This is a genomic window from Peribacillus sp. JNUCC 23, from assembly GCF_053653995.1.
Window position 1 is genome coordinate 1,440,479 of the sequence record NZ_CM132202.1, and the last position, 16,384, is coordinate 1,456,862.

At 37.8% G+C, this 16,384-nt stretch carries 16 protein-coding genes and 1 tRNA gene; 7 read left to right on the top strand and 10 right to left on the bottom strand.

The window, feature by feature from the left end; translation table 11 throughout:
- Positions 1 to 240 precede the first annotated feature (240 nt).
- The gene (locus tag JNUCC23_RS06895; RefSeq protein ID WP_454214958.1) at positions 241 to 552 is read left to right on the top strand and encodes a hypothetical protein; all 312 of its coding nucleotides are present in this window, start codon (positions 241 to 243) and stop codon (positions 550 to 552) included.
- Between the two features lie 55 nt (positions 553 to 607).
- Here the strand turns inward: JNUCC23_RS06895 and JNUCC23_RS06900 are convergent, their stop codons facing one another.
- The 5 genes from JNUCC23_RS06900 to JNUCC23_RS06920 all read right to left on the bottom strand — a co-directional run bounded on the left by JNUCC23_RS06900 (position 608) and on the right by JNUCC23_RS06920 (position 3,414).
- The gene (locus tag JNUCC23_RS06900) at positions 608 to 1,093 is read right to left on the bottom strand and encodes a spore coat protein (RefSeq protein ID WP_403072855.1); all 486 of its coding nucleotides are present in this window, start codon (positions 1,091 to 1,093) and stop codon (positions 608 to 610) included.
- Between the two features lie 137 nt (positions 1,094 to 1,230).
- Positions 1,231 to 1,476 carry a hypothetical protein gene (locus tag JNUCC23_RS06905; RefSeq protein ID WP_062181997.1) on the bottom strand — a complete coding sequence of 82 codons (246 nt, stop codon included), beginning with the start codon at positions 1,474 to 1,476 and terminating at the stop codon, positions 1,231 to 1,233.
- Between the two features lie 158 nt (positions 1,477 to 1,634).
- Positions 1,635 to 2,060 carry a GNAT family N-acetyltransferase gene (locus tag JNUCC23_RS06910; protein WP_062181994.1) on the bottom strand — a complete coding sequence of 142 codons (426 nt, stop codon included), beginning with the start codon at positions 2,058 to 2,060 and terminating at the stop codon, positions 1,635 to 1,637.
- Between the two features lie 5 nt (positions 2,061 to 2,065).
- Positions 2,066 to 2,584: a YjcG family protein gene (locus JNUCC23_RS06915; protein WP_062181990.1), complete on the bottom strand. Its 519-nt coding sequence runs from the start codon at positions 2,582 to 2,584 to the stop codon at positions 2,066 to 2,068.
- A 104-nt stretch (positions 2,585 to 2,688) separates the two neighbouring features.
- Positions 2,689 to 3,414 (bottom strand): alpha/beta hydrolase-fold protein, encoded by a 726-nt coding sequence (locus tag JNUCC23_RS06920; protein WP_062181987.1) that lies wholly within the window; start codon positions 3,412 to 3,414, stop codon positions 2,689 to 2,691.
- A gap of 594 nt (positions 3,415 to 4,008) precedes the next feature.
- On the opposite strand from JNUCC23_RS06920, the gene JNUCC23_RS06925 reads away from it, so the two are divergent.
- Positions 4,009 to 4,080: transfer RNA gene (locus tag JNUCC23_RS06925), tRNA-Val, on the top strand.
- Positions 4,081 to 4,264: 184 nt separating this feature from the next.
- Here JNUCC23_RS06925 and JNUCC23_RS06930 read toward each other — a convergent pair.
- Genes JNUCC23_RS06930 through nagA form a run of 3 tightly spaced genes read right to left on the bottom strand, consistent with a single transcriptional unit; the run spans position 4,265 to position 6,925 of the window.
- Positions 4,265 to 4,990, bottom strand: a complete 726-nt coding sequence (locus tag JNUCC23_RS06930) for a GntR family transcriptional regulator (protein ID WP_403073985.1) — start codon at positions 4,988 to 4,990, stop codon at positions 4,265 to 4,267.
- Positions 4,983 to 5,738 carry a glucosamine-6-phosphate deaminase gene (gene nagB, locus JNUCC23_RS06935; protein ID WP_454214962.1) on the bottom strand — a complete coding sequence of 252 codons (756 nt, stop codon included), beginning with the start codon at positions 5,736 to 5,738 and terminating at the stop codon, positions 4,983 to 4,985. The genes JNUCC23_RS06930 and nagB overlap by 8 nt, the downstream gene beginning before the upstream one ends.
- Positions 5,735 to 6,925, bottom strand: a complete 1,191-nt coding sequence (gene nagA / locus JNUCC23_RS06940; RefSeq protein ID WP_454214964.1) for an N-acetylglucosamine-6-phosphate deacetylase — start codon at positions 6,923 to 6,925, stop codon at positions 5,735 to 5,737. Before nagA ends, nagB begins: the two co-directional genes overlap by 4 nt.
- 259 nt (positions 6,926 to 7,184) lie before the next feature.
- Here nagA and JNUCC23_RS06945 point away from each other — a divergent pair, with 259 nt between their 5' ends.
- The 3 genes from JNUCC23_RS06945 to glpK all read left to right on the top strand — a co-directional run bounded on the left by JNUCC23_RS06945 (position 7,185) and on the right by glpK (position 10,827).
- The gene (locus tag JNUCC23_RS06945; RefSeq protein ID WP_454214966.1) at positions 7,185 to 7,550 is read left to right on the top strand and encodes a hypothetical protein; all 366 of its coding nucleotides are present in this window, start codon (positions 7,185 to 7,187) and stop codon (positions 7,548 to 7,550) included.
- Positions 7,551 to 7,798: 248 nt separating this feature from the next.
- Complete coding sequence (locus tag JNUCC23_RS06950) at positions 7,799 to 9,133, top strand: FAD-dependent oxidoreductase (RefSeq protein WP_454214968.1); 1,335 nt, start codon at positions 7,799 to 7,801, stop codon at positions 9,131 to 9,133.
- Positions 9,134 to 9,336: 203 nt separating this feature from the next.
- Entirely contained in the window at positions 9,337 to 10,827 is a 1,491-nt protein-coding gene (gene glpK, locus JNUCC23_RS06955; RefSeq protein WP_403072875.1) for a glycerol kinase GlpK, read from the top strand.
- A gap of 422 nt (positions 10,828 to 11,249) precedes the next feature.
- Here glpK and JNUCC23_RS06960 read toward each other — a convergent pair whose 3' ends face one another.
- Together JNUCC23_RS06960 and JNUCC23_RS06965 are read right to left on the bottom strand one after the other, a co-directional pair.
- Positions 11,250 to 12,212: a DMT family transporter gene (locus tag JNUCC23_RS06960; RefSeq protein ID WP_454214970.1), complete on the bottom strand. Its 963-nt coding sequence runs from the start codon at positions 12,210 to 12,212 to the stop codon at positions 11,250 to 11,252.
- Positions 12,213 to 12,433: 221 nt separating this feature from the next.
- A complete protein-coding gene (locus tag JNUCC23_RS06965) occupies positions 12,434 to 12,886 on the bottom strand; it encodes an RrF2 family transcriptional regulator (RefSeq protein WP_403072881.1) in 453 nt (150 codons plus the stop codon).
- Positions 12,887 to 13,058: 172 nt separating this feature from the next.
- Between JNUCC23_RS06965 and hmpA the strand changes: the two genes are divergently transcribed.
- Entirely contained in the window at positions 13,059 to 14,273 is a 1,215-nt protein-coding gene (gene hmpA, locus JNUCC23_RS06970) for an NO-inducible flavohemoprotein (RefSeq protein ID WP_454214972.1), read from the top strand.
- A 474-nt stretch (positions 14,274 to 14,747) separates the two neighbouring features.
- A complete protein-coding gene (pruA, locus tag JNUCC23_RS06975; protein ID WP_454214974.1) occupies positions 14,748 to 16,295 on the top strand; it encodes an L-glutamate gamma-semialdehyde dehydrogenase in 1,548 nt (515 codons plus the stop codon).
- The last annotated feature ends 89 nt before the right edge of the window (positions 16,296 to 16,384 follow it).

The following is a 16,384-nucleotide window of genomic DNA, read 5'->3' on the forward strand; positions in this document are numbered from 1 at the left end:
ATAAAAAAAACCTCAAATCTCATTCAATAGTTGTTATATGATTGTTTCTTCATGGTAAATGGTGGGTGGCGTTTTAACACTATAGTTGTTTGTATGATTCATGATACCAGAACATAGGATAAAGTGAAACTAACATACTATAGACTTGAAATAGTAAAATGTACATCATAAAACGATGGTAATGTTGTTTGCCTTTTCATGGTGGAAAAGGGAAAATAAAAAATTTTAGAGGTGAGGAGAATGGGATACATCATACCAATTACACAATTTGAATATATTCAATATGCAAACAGAACGGTCGCTGCAAAGAAATGTTCGGTAAAATCAATTGGTAGTATATCGCCAATCTTGCCACTACCTTCATTTCAGCACCTCAATCAAGATAAAGACAAGCAGATTGAGAATATGATTTCGCCTAAATCGGAAACAAAGAAGGCTTTAATCAATCCACAAAATTCATCACCATATAAAATGCAAGTACCTGCATATGTAGTAGAGCAAATAACAGCAAATTTAACGGGGAAAGGAGGACTATTTAATCAAAGAATCTAGTGAACACATAAAAGGACACGAATGTGTCCTTTTGTGTGTTTCAATTATTTGATTCTTATAAAACGTCTACTTCAACGATTAGAGCAAGCAATAATTGAAGCAATAGTTGAATGTTAACGGCAACCTGAGCATCCGTAGTTACTACCTCAACGTCACGAGAGTTCTCGATAATTGTTTTTTGGCGTGAAATTTGGCTGATTTTAGAAGACTGAAGCAATTCTTGAGTAATTCTTTCAGCACTTTCGCTGCTGCCAACGGTGATACTAACAATTACAGCAATGGCAGCTTGTAAGGCGGCTTGGAGAGATAGAGCTGCTTTTACATCTGTTGAAGTTACTCGAACATCACATGAGTCTTTGATATATACTAGCTCTTCGGATAGTTGGTACTCCACATTATCTTGTCTTGCTTCTTGCTCGATGCCTCCACGACGATGATCGCAAAACTCTGCTAATGGATGATCAGAACGAGAATCTAAAGCTGACCATCTGTTCTCGCTATGTTCGCAAGAATTGCCTGTGCGAAATTCATTTTGATTCATTACTTTATCCTCCTTTTATTTGGGTCCCTATTAAAATATGCGGTTCGAGAAACGATGTTTGGACGATTATATCAATGCAAACGTCTATTTTTTTGAATTTTTGTTTATGAAATTTGCAAGAACTTAAGGGAGGTAGGTTACTTTTCCCCATCATATACATTAGTGATTGGATTAACGTCTTGTTCAGTAATGTTATTCTGCTGGTCAATAAAAGACTGTGACTGTTTCTGAAGCAATTCGATGGTTTCCTTTAGATTTTTCTTTTCTCTTTCAGAAAGATCAATGGATTCTTTGTTAAAACCGTTTTTACGCAAAGTCCGCGATACTAATAATTCCATCAATTTTTTATGAGAATCACCCAAATTAAGTTCTTTTTCACTCACAAAAATCCCCTCCTTTTCGTTTCATACAATACATTATGAAAAAAAGGGCGAAATGGCAGTGTTAAATGTGGAATTTTTATAAAAAAGTTTTTGGGGAATATGAGGGCAACTTCTGACATGTAAAGAAACCCCCGGAATGTCAGTATCCGGGGGTGAGTTTATATACCTTTAATCATTGTTCGATGAGGAATGCCTGCATCCATAAATTCCTCAGATGCTACACGGTATCCTAATCGTTCATAAAAGGGAATGGCTTGCGTCTGTGCATCCAGTTTTAATTTAGAAAGATCTTGCTTTTGTGCATAGTCTTCAATCGCATTCATAATCGTTTGTCCAGCGCCGTTCCCTCTGAACTCAGAGAGAACACAGATCCTCTGTACTTTGCCAATACCGTCTAAAATACGGAAGCGGCCGTTGCCGATAGGTGTATCCTCGTCATTAAAGAGGAGGAAATGGGCACAATCATCTTCATATTGATCAATTTCCTCTTCAAGTGGAACATTTTGTTCCTCGACAAAAACCTTTTTACGTATAGAATAAGCAAGTTCTCTCTCTTCGGTGCTTGTAACCATTTTTACGTTCATTAATATTATTCCTCTTCTCCAAGTCTAAATGTCTCATAAACAGTCCATGAACCATTCTCTAATTGATAAAGAAGGTGAAATCTGTCTACTTCTTCCTCATGTGTAACGTCAAGCATTCTAATCTGACCTAATACATCGGAATGTTCATCATCTGAAAGTTTTTGGCCGATTGTAATATGTGGAACAAATGCATATGGAGATGGACCACCGAAGAAATCAGCATGGTTCATTTCTTTATGCAAACTTTCAAGTTCAGGATTTAATTCAACTTTAAAAAAAATCGTGTTGTTTACGGGTTGAAAAGTACTCGGTTTCACTACATTTAACTTAAATGGCTTATGGGATTTGGCGATGTTTTTTAATTGTTCCGCTACTGTTTCAATTTCTGATTCAGTTGCAAAAAAAGTGTACTTAAGCGTAATATGAGGTGAGATTAGCGCATAATTTGGGTCGTAGCGTTTACGGTACGAATTTACTTTATCTTGAAGCTGTTTAGATGGAAAAATAGCGACGCCATAGTTCATAAAGTTCCCTCCCAGATTGACACTGAATTTTTAAAACATCAAAATATGAAATTATTATAACAAATTTTAATAAACTTCGTCATCTTCAAAAAAGCTGATTAGGATTAAAGCATTTCCGTAAATGCCCGTTTTAAATCTGCTTGCCAGTACTTCCACGTATGCTTACCATCAAATTCGTCATAGAAGTAAGCAAATCCTTTTTTCTTAATAAGGGTACTTAACTTGCGGTTCGGTTCAATGAAGTTGCTTATGCCTCCGTCAGTTGTTGGAACTTCTGTTTCGCCTTTGCCAATTACATGGTAAAGCTCAACTAAATGTGGTTCTTCGAAATCCCTAACAGCATTCATCACTTCATTGTTCACAAGTGGTGATTGGAGAATACACTTTCCAAATGTGTGAGGATACTTTAATGCTGTAAGCAGGGAAACAGTAGCTCCAAGGGAATCGCCAATCAAAACTCTCCCAGTTCCTATCTGATAAGTAGGGAACTCCTCATCCAAATACGGAACCAGCTCATGGGCGAGAAAACGTATGTAAGCCGCATGCTGTTCGCCATCAGGATGATATTTCTTTCTCCGGTCATGTACATCACGATACGGGATCCCTACAATAATGAGATCTTCGATTTCATCTTTACGAAGTAGTTCATCTGCTATTCGTCCAATTCGCCCCATTTGAAAATAATCGCGGCCATCTTGGGCAATGACAACGGTATATTTATATAGAGGAGAATAGTTGGGCGGAAAATAAACGAGCAGCTCAAGCTCTTCATCTAATTCCTTGCTTGTAAACTTTCTATCCTTAATCGTTCCTTTTGGCTGATCGACCAAAATAACACCCCCTAAAGAAAATAATTGAAAGGGTTTACGGGAATATTTTATCACAATTATTGATCAATATCTTCATTGACGATATAAAAATGAGAGCAAAAAGTTTTTAGTGATGTTGATTGGAGAAATCAAACGAACCTAATCAATTAAAGGAGAACAGGGGAGGAGTGTTCATAATCGTTTATAAAAGCAAGATACATAGAAGTTATCCCAAATCGTTGAATGTTCGAATTGGACGTAAAGAGAGAGAATATTCCTGGTTTTAACGGATCGGTTCATTTTACGAAGGGTGCAATAAGCTCGGATTGTCTCATTTTTCATCTCAAGAATTTGTATTTACCTTTGCGTAGAGCCACCGCTATTTGAAAAGTAAATAATCTCTACAAGCATTTGCTGTTCTAGATATTTTTGAAGTGAAGAATTTATATAATCCTCCTTAATTAACAGTATATAAGAACAAATTTTTTTTTATTCAACAAAACAACAAAAGTTATGTAATGGCTAAAATTTAATCGTTGACTTTTTCACGTAGAAACGTATAATTAAATATATACTTTAGTAAGAATTTTTTTGTGAAAAAATTCTTCCAAATACGATCTGATAGTTCAGCGGGAGAATACGTCCTTGACAGGGACGGGGTCGGGGGTTCGAATCCCTCTCAGGTCATCAAAACGGCAGGAGTGTTGCATTGACAACGCTCTTGCCGTTTTTTGTTTAGATGAAAAAATAAGGGGGAGTCCCAAAAGGGTCAGACCCCGCAACTATATACAGGATAAACTAAGTGAATGAAACACTACATTCTGACTTAGAGTGCGAGATCCGACCCAAACTCCCTACTTAGTGAAGAATATCAGTGTCTATTAATCGTACATGTGAATGTATACCGATCGGCTCGATAAGATGATTTTACGAATTCAAGCGGTCTTCCATCTTCTAAATAAGTAGTACGTTGTATTAATAAAATAGGCGAATGTTTGGCAATCGATAAAGAAGCCATTTCTACCTCTGACGCAATAGTAGATTCTAAAGATTGCTTTGCGTAGCCGATTTTAAGTCCAATATGTTTCTCTACGTATTGATAGATGGAATGGTTAAGAATCTCAGCTGTTAATCCTTTTAATAAATCGGCAGACATATAGGCAGTTTCAAGAGCCATAGGCATGTTGTCTGCCAAACGAATTCGGATAATCTCATAAATGAGTGTGTTGGTTGTGACGTGCAATTGATTTGCAATCTTTTCGTTTGCGGGAATCAATTCAAGACTAAGTAGTTTACTACTCGGCATCATTCCACGAGCTTTCATTTCTTCTGTAAAACTAGTTAAGCCTAAAAGCTGTTGCTCCAGTTTTTTTTCTGCGACATAGGTTCCGCGTCCCTTTTGGCGATACAAGTATCCAGCATTAACTAAATTATTAATAGCCTGACGCACAGTCATTCGACTAATTTCCAATAGCTCGGCATATTCACGTTCAGATGGAAGTACATCGTGTGGGTGTAATTCACCTTCTTCAATTTGCCGTTTTATGCTTTCTTCAATTTGGTAATAAATCGGAAGTGGAGAGCTTTTATCAATCACGAAAAGTTGATTCACTTTTGGATGCATACTCAGATAATGCTTCTTGATCGGCAATAATGGTAACATTGTGATGTTTTTTCAGGATAGAAGCTGGAAACTCTTCTGTTATTTCTCCGTCCATTAACTGTTTCAAAGCCTTTGATTTTGCTACACCAGATACTAAGAGGATGATTTCCTTACTTTTCATAATCGACGCAATTCCCATTGTTACTGCCTGTGTTGGCACTTCATCAATGGAGTCGAAATAGCGGGCGTTTGCTTCAATTGTCGATTGTGCAAGGTCAACAACTTGTGTTTTTGATGCAAAGGAAGTACCTGGTTCATTGAAGCCGATATGACCGTTTTGCCCAATGCCAAGGATTTGTAAATCGATTCCGCCCATTTTATCAATCATTTCATCATAACGACTACATTCTTCTTGAATGTTTTCTGCAGTACCATTTGGAAGGTTAGTGTCTTCTTGATTAATATCAATATGATTAAAGAACGTATCGGCCATGTAATAATGATAGCTATTTGGATTAGTAGCGCTTAAACCGATATATTCATCTAAATTAAATGATTTTACTTGTTTATAAGATGTATGACTTTCTTTATGATCTTTAATTAATCGATTATATAGCCCTTCAGGTGTCCCTCCAGTTGCAAGTCCAAGATGGATTTGTGTATTCTCTTTTATTTTTTCGATTACAATTTCTGCTGCTTTTTGACTCATTTCATGATAGTCCTGTACTTGTATAAGTTTCATTGTGTATTCTCCTTTGTGAATGCTATTTTTCCTCTGCAAAAAGTCATTTCTACATCTAAATCTTCATTCAAAATAACAAGATCCGCATCTTTTCCAACGGCAATGCTCCCTTTTCTATCGAATAGGTTTAGTTGTTTCGCTGGATTTGCTGACGTCATTTTAATGATATCTTCCATCGTACAATCGGTGTACATTATCATATTTTTGATCGCATCATTCATTTTTAGAATACTTCCTGCAAGCGTTCCGTCTGCAAGGGTTGCGGTTGTTTCATTCACGTTTACGGGTTGACCACCTAAATCATAAGTTCCTTCTTTAAGCCATTTTGCACGAAGTGAATCAGTAATTAAAATCATGCGATCACTTGTAATTTGATTATAAGCAAGTTTCACCATTTCAGGGCGGCTATGGATACCATCTACAATAATCTCAACAAATAGCTCATCACGTAAATAGGCAGCACCTAACACACCTGGCTCGCGATGATGCAGGCCACGCATCCCGTTATAAAGATGAGTAATATGTGATGAACCAGCTTGAATGGCTTGGTCAACTTGTTCGTACGTTGCATCTGAATGACCAATTGAAGCTACTACACCGGATTCTTTTAAAGCAGCGGTCAGTTCTAGTCCATTTGGTTGCTCAGGTGCCAATGTGACAAGCTTAATTTGATTCTGTGCAATTTCTTGCCATTTATTAAATAAGGCAACGTCAGGATCAATAATATGAGAAAGTGGCTGTGCCCCTTTTCGAATTGGAGCAATGAAAGGTCCTTCTAAGTGAATGCCTACGACTTCAGCCAAATTATTCTTTTGGTTTGTCATGTATTCGCCAGCATTACGCAATGCTTCTTCAATGGCCTCTGTTGATTGGGTCATCGTTGTTGCTAGGAAGCTTGTTGTTCCCTCTTTTGGAAGTGTCTGCGCCATCGTTGTTAAAGCAGTGCTCGTTGCATCCATTGCATCTGCATTCGCTGCACCATGGATATGTACATCAATAGCGCCAGGAATAACCTGATAAGTGGGAGAAAGCTCGATTACTTTTGTGGTATCATCTTTTTTGTATTGGCTGAAAGGTCCTACTTCTGCAATGATTCCATCAACCACTTTTATATAACCATTTTTATAGGTTTCGTTTTCACTATAAACAGTTAGATTTACTATGGTGAATGTTGGATTTTCCTTCATACCTAATCTCCTTTGTGGAAGCCATTTAAGTAAGACTTGATTTAGAACTGCTACTGTCTTAGTGTATCGTTAATATTTATAGTTGTCTATACCAATTAAAGGTGACTCTTTTTTATGACTCTTCGTACTGATAAACTTGAATAGAATATTTGAATATAAAGCAACAGCTAATCGATCAATAAGTTTGATATATGTATGGAGAAACAAAAAAACTGCCTGTCTCGAAGGAAACAGGCAGCATGAAGCAGTTGTTTCTAGATTGAGTAAATTAGAAGAAGAAACATCTTCTGCATCTGTTGTGACATCTATTGTCACATCTGTTGTCACATCTGTTGTGGTGATGATGATGATGTTCATGATGGTGTTGTCGATTATTCTCATCTTCAATACCACGTACATCATCTCGATCACGTCTTCGGCAGCGACGTACAGCGCGACAGAAATCATCACCATCAATAAAAGCGTTTACCCTTACATCACGATTACGGTCTCGATTACGGTCACGGTCACGATCACGGTCTCGATCATGGTCACGATCATGGTCACGATCATCGTTATCATGCCAATTATTATTACAACTCATTTAGTTTCACTCCTTTATTTTGTAGTACATGGTATCTTATGAACGCATCGGACATGATGTATAGGTTAGTCCCTATTTTTACAGGAAATGTACATCTGTTGATATACTGCAGAGTCCGCAATAGTTTCGTTTTATTTTTTTGGCATTGTACAGTTAAAAATATACAAATTTCCTATGTTGCATTTTTAAAATATATTTTATATAATTGCAACATAAAGTTTGTGAAGTTTTTCACATTATATGTGAAAGACTTCACAAATAATGTTCATAATATATTAGGAGGCGTTTTTATGAAAGTAGCAGTGGTTGGATGTACTCATGCAGGAACAGCAGCAGTTAAAAATATAGTAGCACTATACCCTGAAGTGGAAATTACGGTGTATGAGAAAAATGATAATGTATCTTTTTTATCTTGCGGCATTGCTCTTTATGTCGGTGGAGTAGCGAAAGATCCAAACGGCTTATTCTATTCTTCTCCAAATGAACTTACAAAGCTCGGAGCCAATATGAAGATGAAGCATGAAGTGTTAACTATTGATACAGATAAGAATATCGTAATAGCTAAAAATCTAGAAACAGAAGAAATATTCGAAGACACATTTGATAAATTAATCATGACTACGGGTTCTTGGCCGGTTATCCCGAACATTCAAGGAATCAAGCAAGACAATATTGTATTATGTAAAAACTTTTATCATGCCAATCAAATTATTGAAAAAGCAAAGCAAGCAAAGAAAATTGCGGTAATCGGCGCTGGGTATATTGGCGTCGAACTTGTCGAAGCATTTGAAGTATATGGGAAAGAAGTAACCTTTATCGATGGGGAAGAACGCATTTTAAGTAAATATTTAGACGCGGAATATACGGATATGATTGAAGCGGAATTAATCAAACATGGTGTAAACATGGCATTGAATCAAACTGTTACTCGTTTCGAAGGAGAAAACGGAAAAGTAGCAAAAGTAGTTACTACAAAAGGAGAATATGAGGCTGATCTTGTGATTCTTTGCGTAGGTTTCCGTCCAAATACTGATCTTTTAAAAGGGCAAGTGGATATGCTTCCAAACGGGGCAATTAAAGTAAATGAATACATGCAATCAAGTAAAGAGCAAGTGTTTGCTGCTGGAGACAGCTGTGCAATTATGTATAATCCAACTAAACAGCATGCTTATATCCCACTTGCAACCAATGCTGTCCGTATGGGAACTTTAGTGGCGAAAAATCTATTGGAACCAACTAGCAAATATATCGGTACTCAAGGAACTTCTGGCTTGCATATTTATGGCTATAATATGGCCTCAACAGGGCTTACTGAAACAGCTGCAAAACATGTAAATATGAATGTGAAAAGTATCACAATCAAAGAAAACAATCGCCCTGAATTTATGCCGAGTTACGAAGAAGTGATGTTAAAAGTAGTTTATGAAGTTGAAACAAACCGTATCGTCGGTGCCCAAGTCATTTCAAAAGCCGATATGACGCAATCGATCAACACGATGTCTGTTTGTATTCAAAATGAAATGACAATGGAAGAACTGGCCTATGTGGATTTCTTTTTCCAACCGCATTTTAATAAACCGATGAACATCCTGAATCAAGCTGGCTTACAAGCGATGGAAAAGTAATGATTTTTGTAAAAATTGCATTCATGTGATAAATGATAAATAGGAGCTTATGGGGAATTTAATTTCTCTATAGGCTTTTTTTGAGGTGTGAAAGTTACATGCTTGGTATTATTAAGATTAGCATATGCTTTTAAGTATGAAACAAGTTATTGAAACAGATACATTCAAAATAGTTGTAAGAACAATTAAGGGGGAAATTGTATTTGGAAAAATTCATATTATCTTTAGACCAAGGTACAACCAGTTCAAGAGCGATGTTATGTAATAAAAAAGGCGAAATCATTCACATTGCACAACAAGAATTTAAGCAGTATTTCCCGAAACCAGGCTGGGTTTTGCATGATGCCAATGAAATCTGGGGATCCGTTCTCGCAGTCATTGCAAGCGTTTTATCAGAATCAGGTATTAAACCAGAGCAAATTGCAGGGATTGGGATTACAAACCAAAGAGAAACAACGGTAGTATGGGATGAAGAAACTGGAAAACCCGTCTATCATGCAATTGTGTGGCAATCACGCCAAACAAGCGATATTTGTGATGAATTGAAGGTACAGGGACATGACGATCTATTTAGAGAAAGAACTGGATTATTAATCGATGCTTATTTCTCTGGCACAAAAGTAAAGTGGATTCTTGATCATGTAGAGGGTACTAGAGAAAAAGCGGAAAAGGGAAAATTATTATTCGGGACAATCGACACATGGTTGATTTGGAAATTGTCAGGTGGTCAGGCTCATGTGACCGATTATACGAACGCTTCTCGTACTCTAATGTTCAATATTTACGATTTGAAGTGGGATGATGATCTCCTTGAAATCTTAACCGTTCCTAAATCCATGCTGCCTGAAGTGAAGTCATCATCAGAAGTGTATGCCTATACATTGGATCATCATTTTTTCGGTCAGGAAATTCCGATTGCGGGTGTAGCTGGTGATCAACAGGCCGCTTTATTCGGTCAGGCTTGTTTTGACCAGGGAATGGCAAAAAACACTTACGGAACCGGGTGTTTTATGCTGATGAATACGGGTGAAAAAGCGGTTCAATCAGAAACCGGACTCCTTACAACGATTGCTTGGGGACTAGATGGAAAAATCAACTATGCCCTAGAAGGCAGTATATTTATAGCTGGATCTGCCATTCAATGGCTACGAGATGGCTTGAGAATGTTAAAACATGCACAGGACAGTGAGAGCTATGCAAAAAGAGTAGAGAGCACAGATGGCGTGTATGTTGTTCCGGCATTTGTCGGTTTAGGGACGCCGTATTGGGACAGCGATGTTCGTGGTGCTGTATTTGGGATTACTAGAGGAACATCGAAGGAGCATTTTATCAGAGCAACTCTAGAGTCATTGGCCTATCAAACGAAGGATGTCCTTGATGCGATGAAAGAAGATTCAGGCATTGAATTAAAGACACTTCGCGTAGATGGAGGTGTCGTGAAAAATAACTTCCTCATGGAGTTTCAAAGCGACTTGCTAAATGTTCCAGTTGAACGTTCTGTCATTAATGAAACAACGGCGCTTGGAGCTGCCTATTTGGCTGGTTTGGCTGTTGGGTATTGGAAAAATCAAGAAGAAATTTCAAGTCTGCGGGGGATAGATAAAACATTTTTGCCGTCAATGGACCATAAAAAAAGAGGAGAATTATACGAAGGCTGGAAAAAGGCCGTTCATGCTACAATGGCGTTTAAATAATTTTCACCAAGAACATCTATAGGAGGATGTTCAAAGAGTCCGGTAAAAATGGCTGTCGAATTGCATCAAAGCTCATGAATGACCTTCTGTTAAAACCGCGCACGTCCTGTGCGCAACACAGAAGTCAGCACATCCTGTGCAAGTCCGGTCCTTGAGACGATCACTTCTCGAACTTCTCGGCTCTTATTATCTTCCTTTTAGAACACGCACTATAAGTGTCTGTTCTAAAACAAAAACGATGAAAAAGGATCAGGTTCTAAAAATTGTTTCACCTTATGAAAGTGGTGGCTCAGAGCTGATTTTTTAGAAGCCCCACCCCTTTGCCACAAAAAGAAGAGCCCTAAACTAGAATTGAACTTGTTATTCTAGTTTAGGGCTCTTCTTTGAACGGGAGTATCCATTTAATTATAATGCACTGCTTGCTAAATACTGACTGACTTTGGCTGTTTTTTAGTATGTGATGCATAACTATGTAGGACCATTCCAAACACAACAATACCAATACCAAGCCAAGATAAGTGGGATGGCAGTGCAATGGATAAGAAGATTACTTCTCCGACAAGTGTAAAGAGCACTTCCATGGATTGTGTAGCTTCGACGGCTGCCAGCTTCTGCATATTACCTCTGACTAAATCGGTTGCATAAAAAAAGAGTACTGTTGCGATTACACCGGATGTAAGCGCAACTATGACAGATTGACTAGTTTGTTCTCTGCTTGGAACCCCGACAGTGAATAATCCGTAAATGGAAAGCAAAAGCCAAAATGGAAGACTGGCTAGCGTCATGCCTAAGACTCTCTGAAAGGCATCAAGACGATCTTGACAAGCATCCATCATTTTTCGATTTCCGAGTGGATAGGCAAATGATGCAACTAATACTGGAATGATACCTAGAATAAGCGTAGGCACTGAAATTGTACTCGCCTGTTCTAGTTGAATAAGAATGATTCCTAGTAAAATAATAAAGGAAAGCATCAACCCTTTTAATGGGATTTTCCCCCGTGTTTGTACAATTCCATTCTTTGTTTGAATCGTTTCTAAAAATAGGGGGCCAAGCAGCATTCCGGAAATGATTGTCATTTGCCAGGTTGCTGCGATTAACCAGCCTGGCGAATAGGCAGCAGCAAAGCATAATGGCGCATAAAATAATCCGAAGCCGACAAAACTCCACAACAGCCATGTTTTGGGCTGTTCTTTCATTGCCTTAAGAAGCGGGCGAAGATTTTTTCTAGCGACAACTATGATTAGAAGAAAGGGAACCATAAAGATATAGCGCAGCGATGCACTCCAAATCCAGCTTCCTCCTGACAATTCCATCGCATGATTTAGGACAAAAGCAAAGGCAAAAAAGAATGCCGCAAAAATTCCTAATAAAATCGGCTTCATGTAACGCACCTCATTTCAATTCAAAGTGATATACGTATGATAGATTGTGTGGCGCTTATTATCATAGAATAAATATATTGAATTTTGAGTTAATTTGCAATGCTATATATGTAGAGGAGAGCGAATAAACATCAGTAAATTTGCATGTTCACACGCTTTACAAAAAAAAGCAACACTTCTCTTTGAAATATAAGAAGTGTTACTTTGAAGCTTCGATAATATCAATCTTTATGACTTATTGCCTGGTCAAAGTAATCTTTAAGGACTGTTTTATTCATGATCATGTCGGAAAGTGTGTACTGATCAAGCACAGAAAAGAAGGCTTGCAGTGCTTCATTAAGCATATGCTTAAGTGAACAAACAGGTGAGATGACGCAGTTATTTCCCTCTCCATTAAAACATTCTACGATATAAAAGTCTTCCTCGGTTTTTCGAACAAGCGTCCCAATATTAATATCTGCGGGACTTTTTGCAAGCCGAATTCCCCCATTTCTCCCTCGTACTGTTTCAAGGTATCCCATTTTACCAAGATTAAAGGTAATTTTCATTAAATGGTTACTAGAAATAGAGTAGGCTTCCGAAATCTCTTTAATGGTTACTAATTGATCTGGTTTGTTAATGGCTAAATATAATAATACCCGTAACGAATAGTCAGAATAACTGGTTAATCGCATGTTGGTAATCCCTCACTAAAATATGATGTCTACATCTTAGCATAATTGTGACAGCTTTATAAACATTTGTATTGGGGAAGCTAAAAGATGTATGTAAAGTATTGCTTTAAATAGTTCCTCATTTTATTATAAAGATGTATTTTAAATAATGGTTTTGAGAGGGGAACAAAATATGTTATCTCAACAGACAAAAGACATCGTAAAAGCAACAATCCCTGCATTAGAAATGAAAGGTATCGAGATTACGACGATTTTTTATAAACATTTATTTGAAGATTATCCGCAATTATTAAATATTTTTAATCAAACGAATCAGACAAGAGGTCGCCAACAAACCGCATTAGCCAATACCGTGCTTGCAGCAGCCAAACATATTGACAATCTTGGCGCGATTATTCCAGTTGTCAAACAAATCGCACAAAAACATCGCAGCTTAACTGTAAAGCCTGAACATTATCCGATTGTAGGAAAATACTTATTAGCAGCAATTAAAGAAGTGTTAGGTGATGCTGCAACTGAAGAAATTTTACAAGCTTGGGGCGAAGCGTATGGCGTCATTGCTCAAGTCTTTATCGACATTGAAAAAGAAATGTATGAAGAAGCGACAAACCAAGAAGGCGGTTGGCTTGATTTCAAAGATTTCATAATTGCTGGTAAAGTGAAAGAAAGTTCGGTTATTACTTCATTTTATTTGAAGGCTGCTGATGGGAAAGTTCTACCAGATTTTCAACCGGGACAATATATTACAGTTAGAATCAAAATCCCAGGAGAAGAATATTTGATGAATCGTCAATACAGCCTATCTGCTGCACCAGGCCAAGATAGCTATAGAATTTCTGTCAAAAGAGAGGCTATACCAAACACCCCAGAAGGAAAAGCATCGAACTTCTTGCATGATCACAAGAATGTAGGGGATTTGATTGAACTTACAGCACCAGCGGGAGATTTCACTCTTAATCTTGAACAAAATACACCCGTTGTTTTCTTAGGTGGCGGCGTTGGAATCACACCGCTAATGAGTATGGTTCAAGCCATTGCTGATAAACAGCCTGAGCGAAATGTAACATTCGTCCAGGCTTCACAAAATGGTACAGCTCAAGCATTTAAGGATGAATTAACAGCGATAAAAGACGCTATTATCGACTATCGTTTATCTTTCGCTTATTCTAATCCAAGTGATGATGATCGGAACGAAGCCTATTTTGAAAAAGAAGGCTATGTAGACACTGAGATGTTAAACCGTCTTGAAGTGAACGAAAAAGCAGATTATTATATTTGCGGACCAGTTCCGTTCATTCAGGCGATGTTAGGCTTACTGAAGGATCGTGGAATTGCACAAGAACAAATCCATTTTGAATTTTTTGGACCAGCTATACAGTTGGGATAATATATGGTGGGTCAGGCCTCGCACTACTGTATGTAGTAGTGACGGGGTTTGCCCCTTTTTTTGTTACCTGAAAATACAAACGCAATCGATGTGAAGCTATATCATGCACATATGTGAGAAGAGCCGATGGATGTTTTGGAATTTTGGTTTAAGTGCATTGATTTGAAGTAAGAACTTTCTGTCTGAAATCCTTTTACATTTCTTCTCTCACTAAACTAGACTTTGATCGTATTCCATAAAAGTTTTTAAAACGGCAACAAGTTATTCGAGTGTACATACATGTTTGTATGAACGATGTTTGGATCATATACATATTGTATTCATTTTTGTAGCTATCACCTCGTACATATATAGAGTAAGGGCTTGTAATTAAAAGAAAGAATAGAGCTGATTTTCTTGATATGACGAAGTTAGCACGGAACTTGCAAGTATATAGAATATGGAAGATTGAGTACATTATGGAGGGAATTAACCATGACAACCATATATAAGCATGAACCATTCACTGATTTCTCAATTGAAAAAAATAAACAAGACTTTGAAAAAGCATTAACATTTGTCCAATCAGAACTAGGGAAAGAATATCCGGTGATTATTGGCGGAGAACGATTTAAGACAGAAGAGCAAATTATATCCTATAATCCGGCTGTTAAAGAAGAAGTAATTGGTAGTGTTTCAAAAGCCAATCAAGAGTTAGCGGAAAAAGCCATGCAGAAGGCGCTTTCCTCTTTTAAATCATGGAGCAATCAAGATCCCAAAGAACGTGCTACCGTATTATTCCGTGCAGCAGCGATTATCCGCCGCCGCAAGCATGAATTTTCTAGCTATCTTGTAAAAGAGGCCGGTAAACCTTGGAATGAGGCGGATGCCGATACAGCAGAAGCGATTGATTTTCTCGAATATTATGCACGGCAAATGATTGAGCTTAGCAGTGGTAAAGAAGTCCAAAGTCGCACAGGAGAAATTAATCAGTACACGTATATTCCATTAGGGGTCGGTGTGATTATTTCACCATTTAACTTTCCATTAGCCATTATGGCTGGAACCGCAGCAGCTGCAATTGTCGCAGGAAATACCATTTTATTAAAGCCAGCAAATACTACACCAGTTATTGCTGCGAAATTCGTGGAAGTATTAGAAGAAGCAGGTTTGCCTGCTGGTGTTATCAACTATATTCCGGGAAGCGGTAGTGAAATTGGAGATTATTTAGTTGATCATCCAAAAACGCGCTTTATAAGCTTTACTGGTTCACGTGAAGTAGGCTGCCGGATTTATGAGCGTGCCGCTAAGGTTCAACCGGGACAAATTTGGTTGAAACGTGTAATCGCAGAAATGGGGGGGAAAGACACGGTAGTTGTAGATTGTGATGCAGACTTAGATCTTGCCGCTGCTTCCGTTGTCAAATCTGCATTCGGGTACTCAGGCCAAAAGTGCTCTGCTGGTTCTCGCGCAGTTGTTCATCAAGATGTATATGATGAAGTATTAGAAAAAGCAGTGGCATTAACGAAAGAATTAACAGTAGGCAATCCAGTAAAATCGAGCCATTATATGGGGCCAGTTATTGATCAGGCTTCCTATAATAAAATTATGAATTATATTGAAATTGGAAAACACGAAGGGAAGCTAATGCTTGGCGGTGTAGGAGACAGTTCTAAGGGATACTTCATTCAACCGACGATTATTGCTGATTTAGATGAAAAATCGCGTTTAATGCAGGAAGAAATCTTCGGACCTGTTGTCAGCTTTTGCAAAGCGCGTGATTTCGATCATATGATGGAGATTGCTAATAACACAGATTATGGCTTAACTGGTGCATTAATCTCTAATAATTGTCATCATATCCAAAGAGCAAAAAAAGAATTTCACGTCGGAAATTTGTATTTTAACAGAGTTTGTACAGGAGCTATTGTTGGCTACCAGCCATTTGGCGGCTTCAACATGTCAGGAACGGATTCAAAAGCTGGTGGTCCGGATTATTTGATTTTGCATATGCAAGCAAAAACAACGAGCGAAACTTTATGAAATAATAGATGAATCAGATGGGTGGTAATCTCCACTACTTGCTACCCATTAGTACCTCTATCACCCATAATGATTCAGGGGGAATCAAT

Bases quoted from the DNA above. Each gene is read 5' to 3' on its own strand.
- nagB (WP_454214962.1), bottom strand. From the start codon at position 5,738: ATGAAACTTATACAAGTACAGGACTATCATGAAATGAGTCAAAAAGCA.
- JNUCC23_RS06950 (WP_454214968.1), top strand. From the start codon at position 7,799: ATGAAAGTAGCAGTGGTTGGATGTACTCATGCAGGAACAGCAGCAGTT.
- JNUCC23_RS06895 (WP_454214958.1), top strand. From the start codon at position 241: ATGGGATACATCATACCAATTACACAATTTGAATATATTCAATATGCA.
- JNUCC23_RS06900 (WP_403072855.1), bottom strand. From the start codon at position 1,093: ATGAATCAAAATGAATTTCGCACAGGCAATTCTTGCGAACATAGCGAG.
- pruA (WP_454214974.1), top strand. From the start codon at position 14,748: ATGACAACCATATATAAGCATGAACCATTCACTGATTTCTCAATTGAA.
- hmpA (WP_454214972.1), top strand. From the start codon at position 13,059: ATGTTATCTCAACAGACAAAAGACATCGTAAAAGCAACAATCCCTGCA.
- nagA (WP_454214964.1), bottom strand. From the start codon at position 6,925: ATGAAGGAAAATCCAACATTCACCATAGTAAATCTAACTGTTTATAGT.
- JNUCC23_RS06915 (WP_062181990.1), bottom strand. From the start codon at position 2,584: ATGAACTATGGCGTCGCTATTTTTCCATCTAAACAGCTTCAAGATAAA.
- JNUCC23_RS06910 (WP_062181994.1), bottom strand. From the start codon at position 2,060: ATGAACGTAAAAATGGTTACAAGCACCGAAGAGAGAGAACTTGCTTAT.
- JNUCC23_RS06960 (WP_454214970.1), bottom strand. From the start codon at position 12,212: ATGAAGCCGATTTTATTAGGAATTTTTGCGGCATTCTTTTTTGCCTTT.
- JNUCC23_RS06965 (WP_403072881.1), bottom strand. From the start codon at position 12,886: ATGCGATTAACCAGTTATTCTGACTATTCGTTACGGGTATTATTATAT.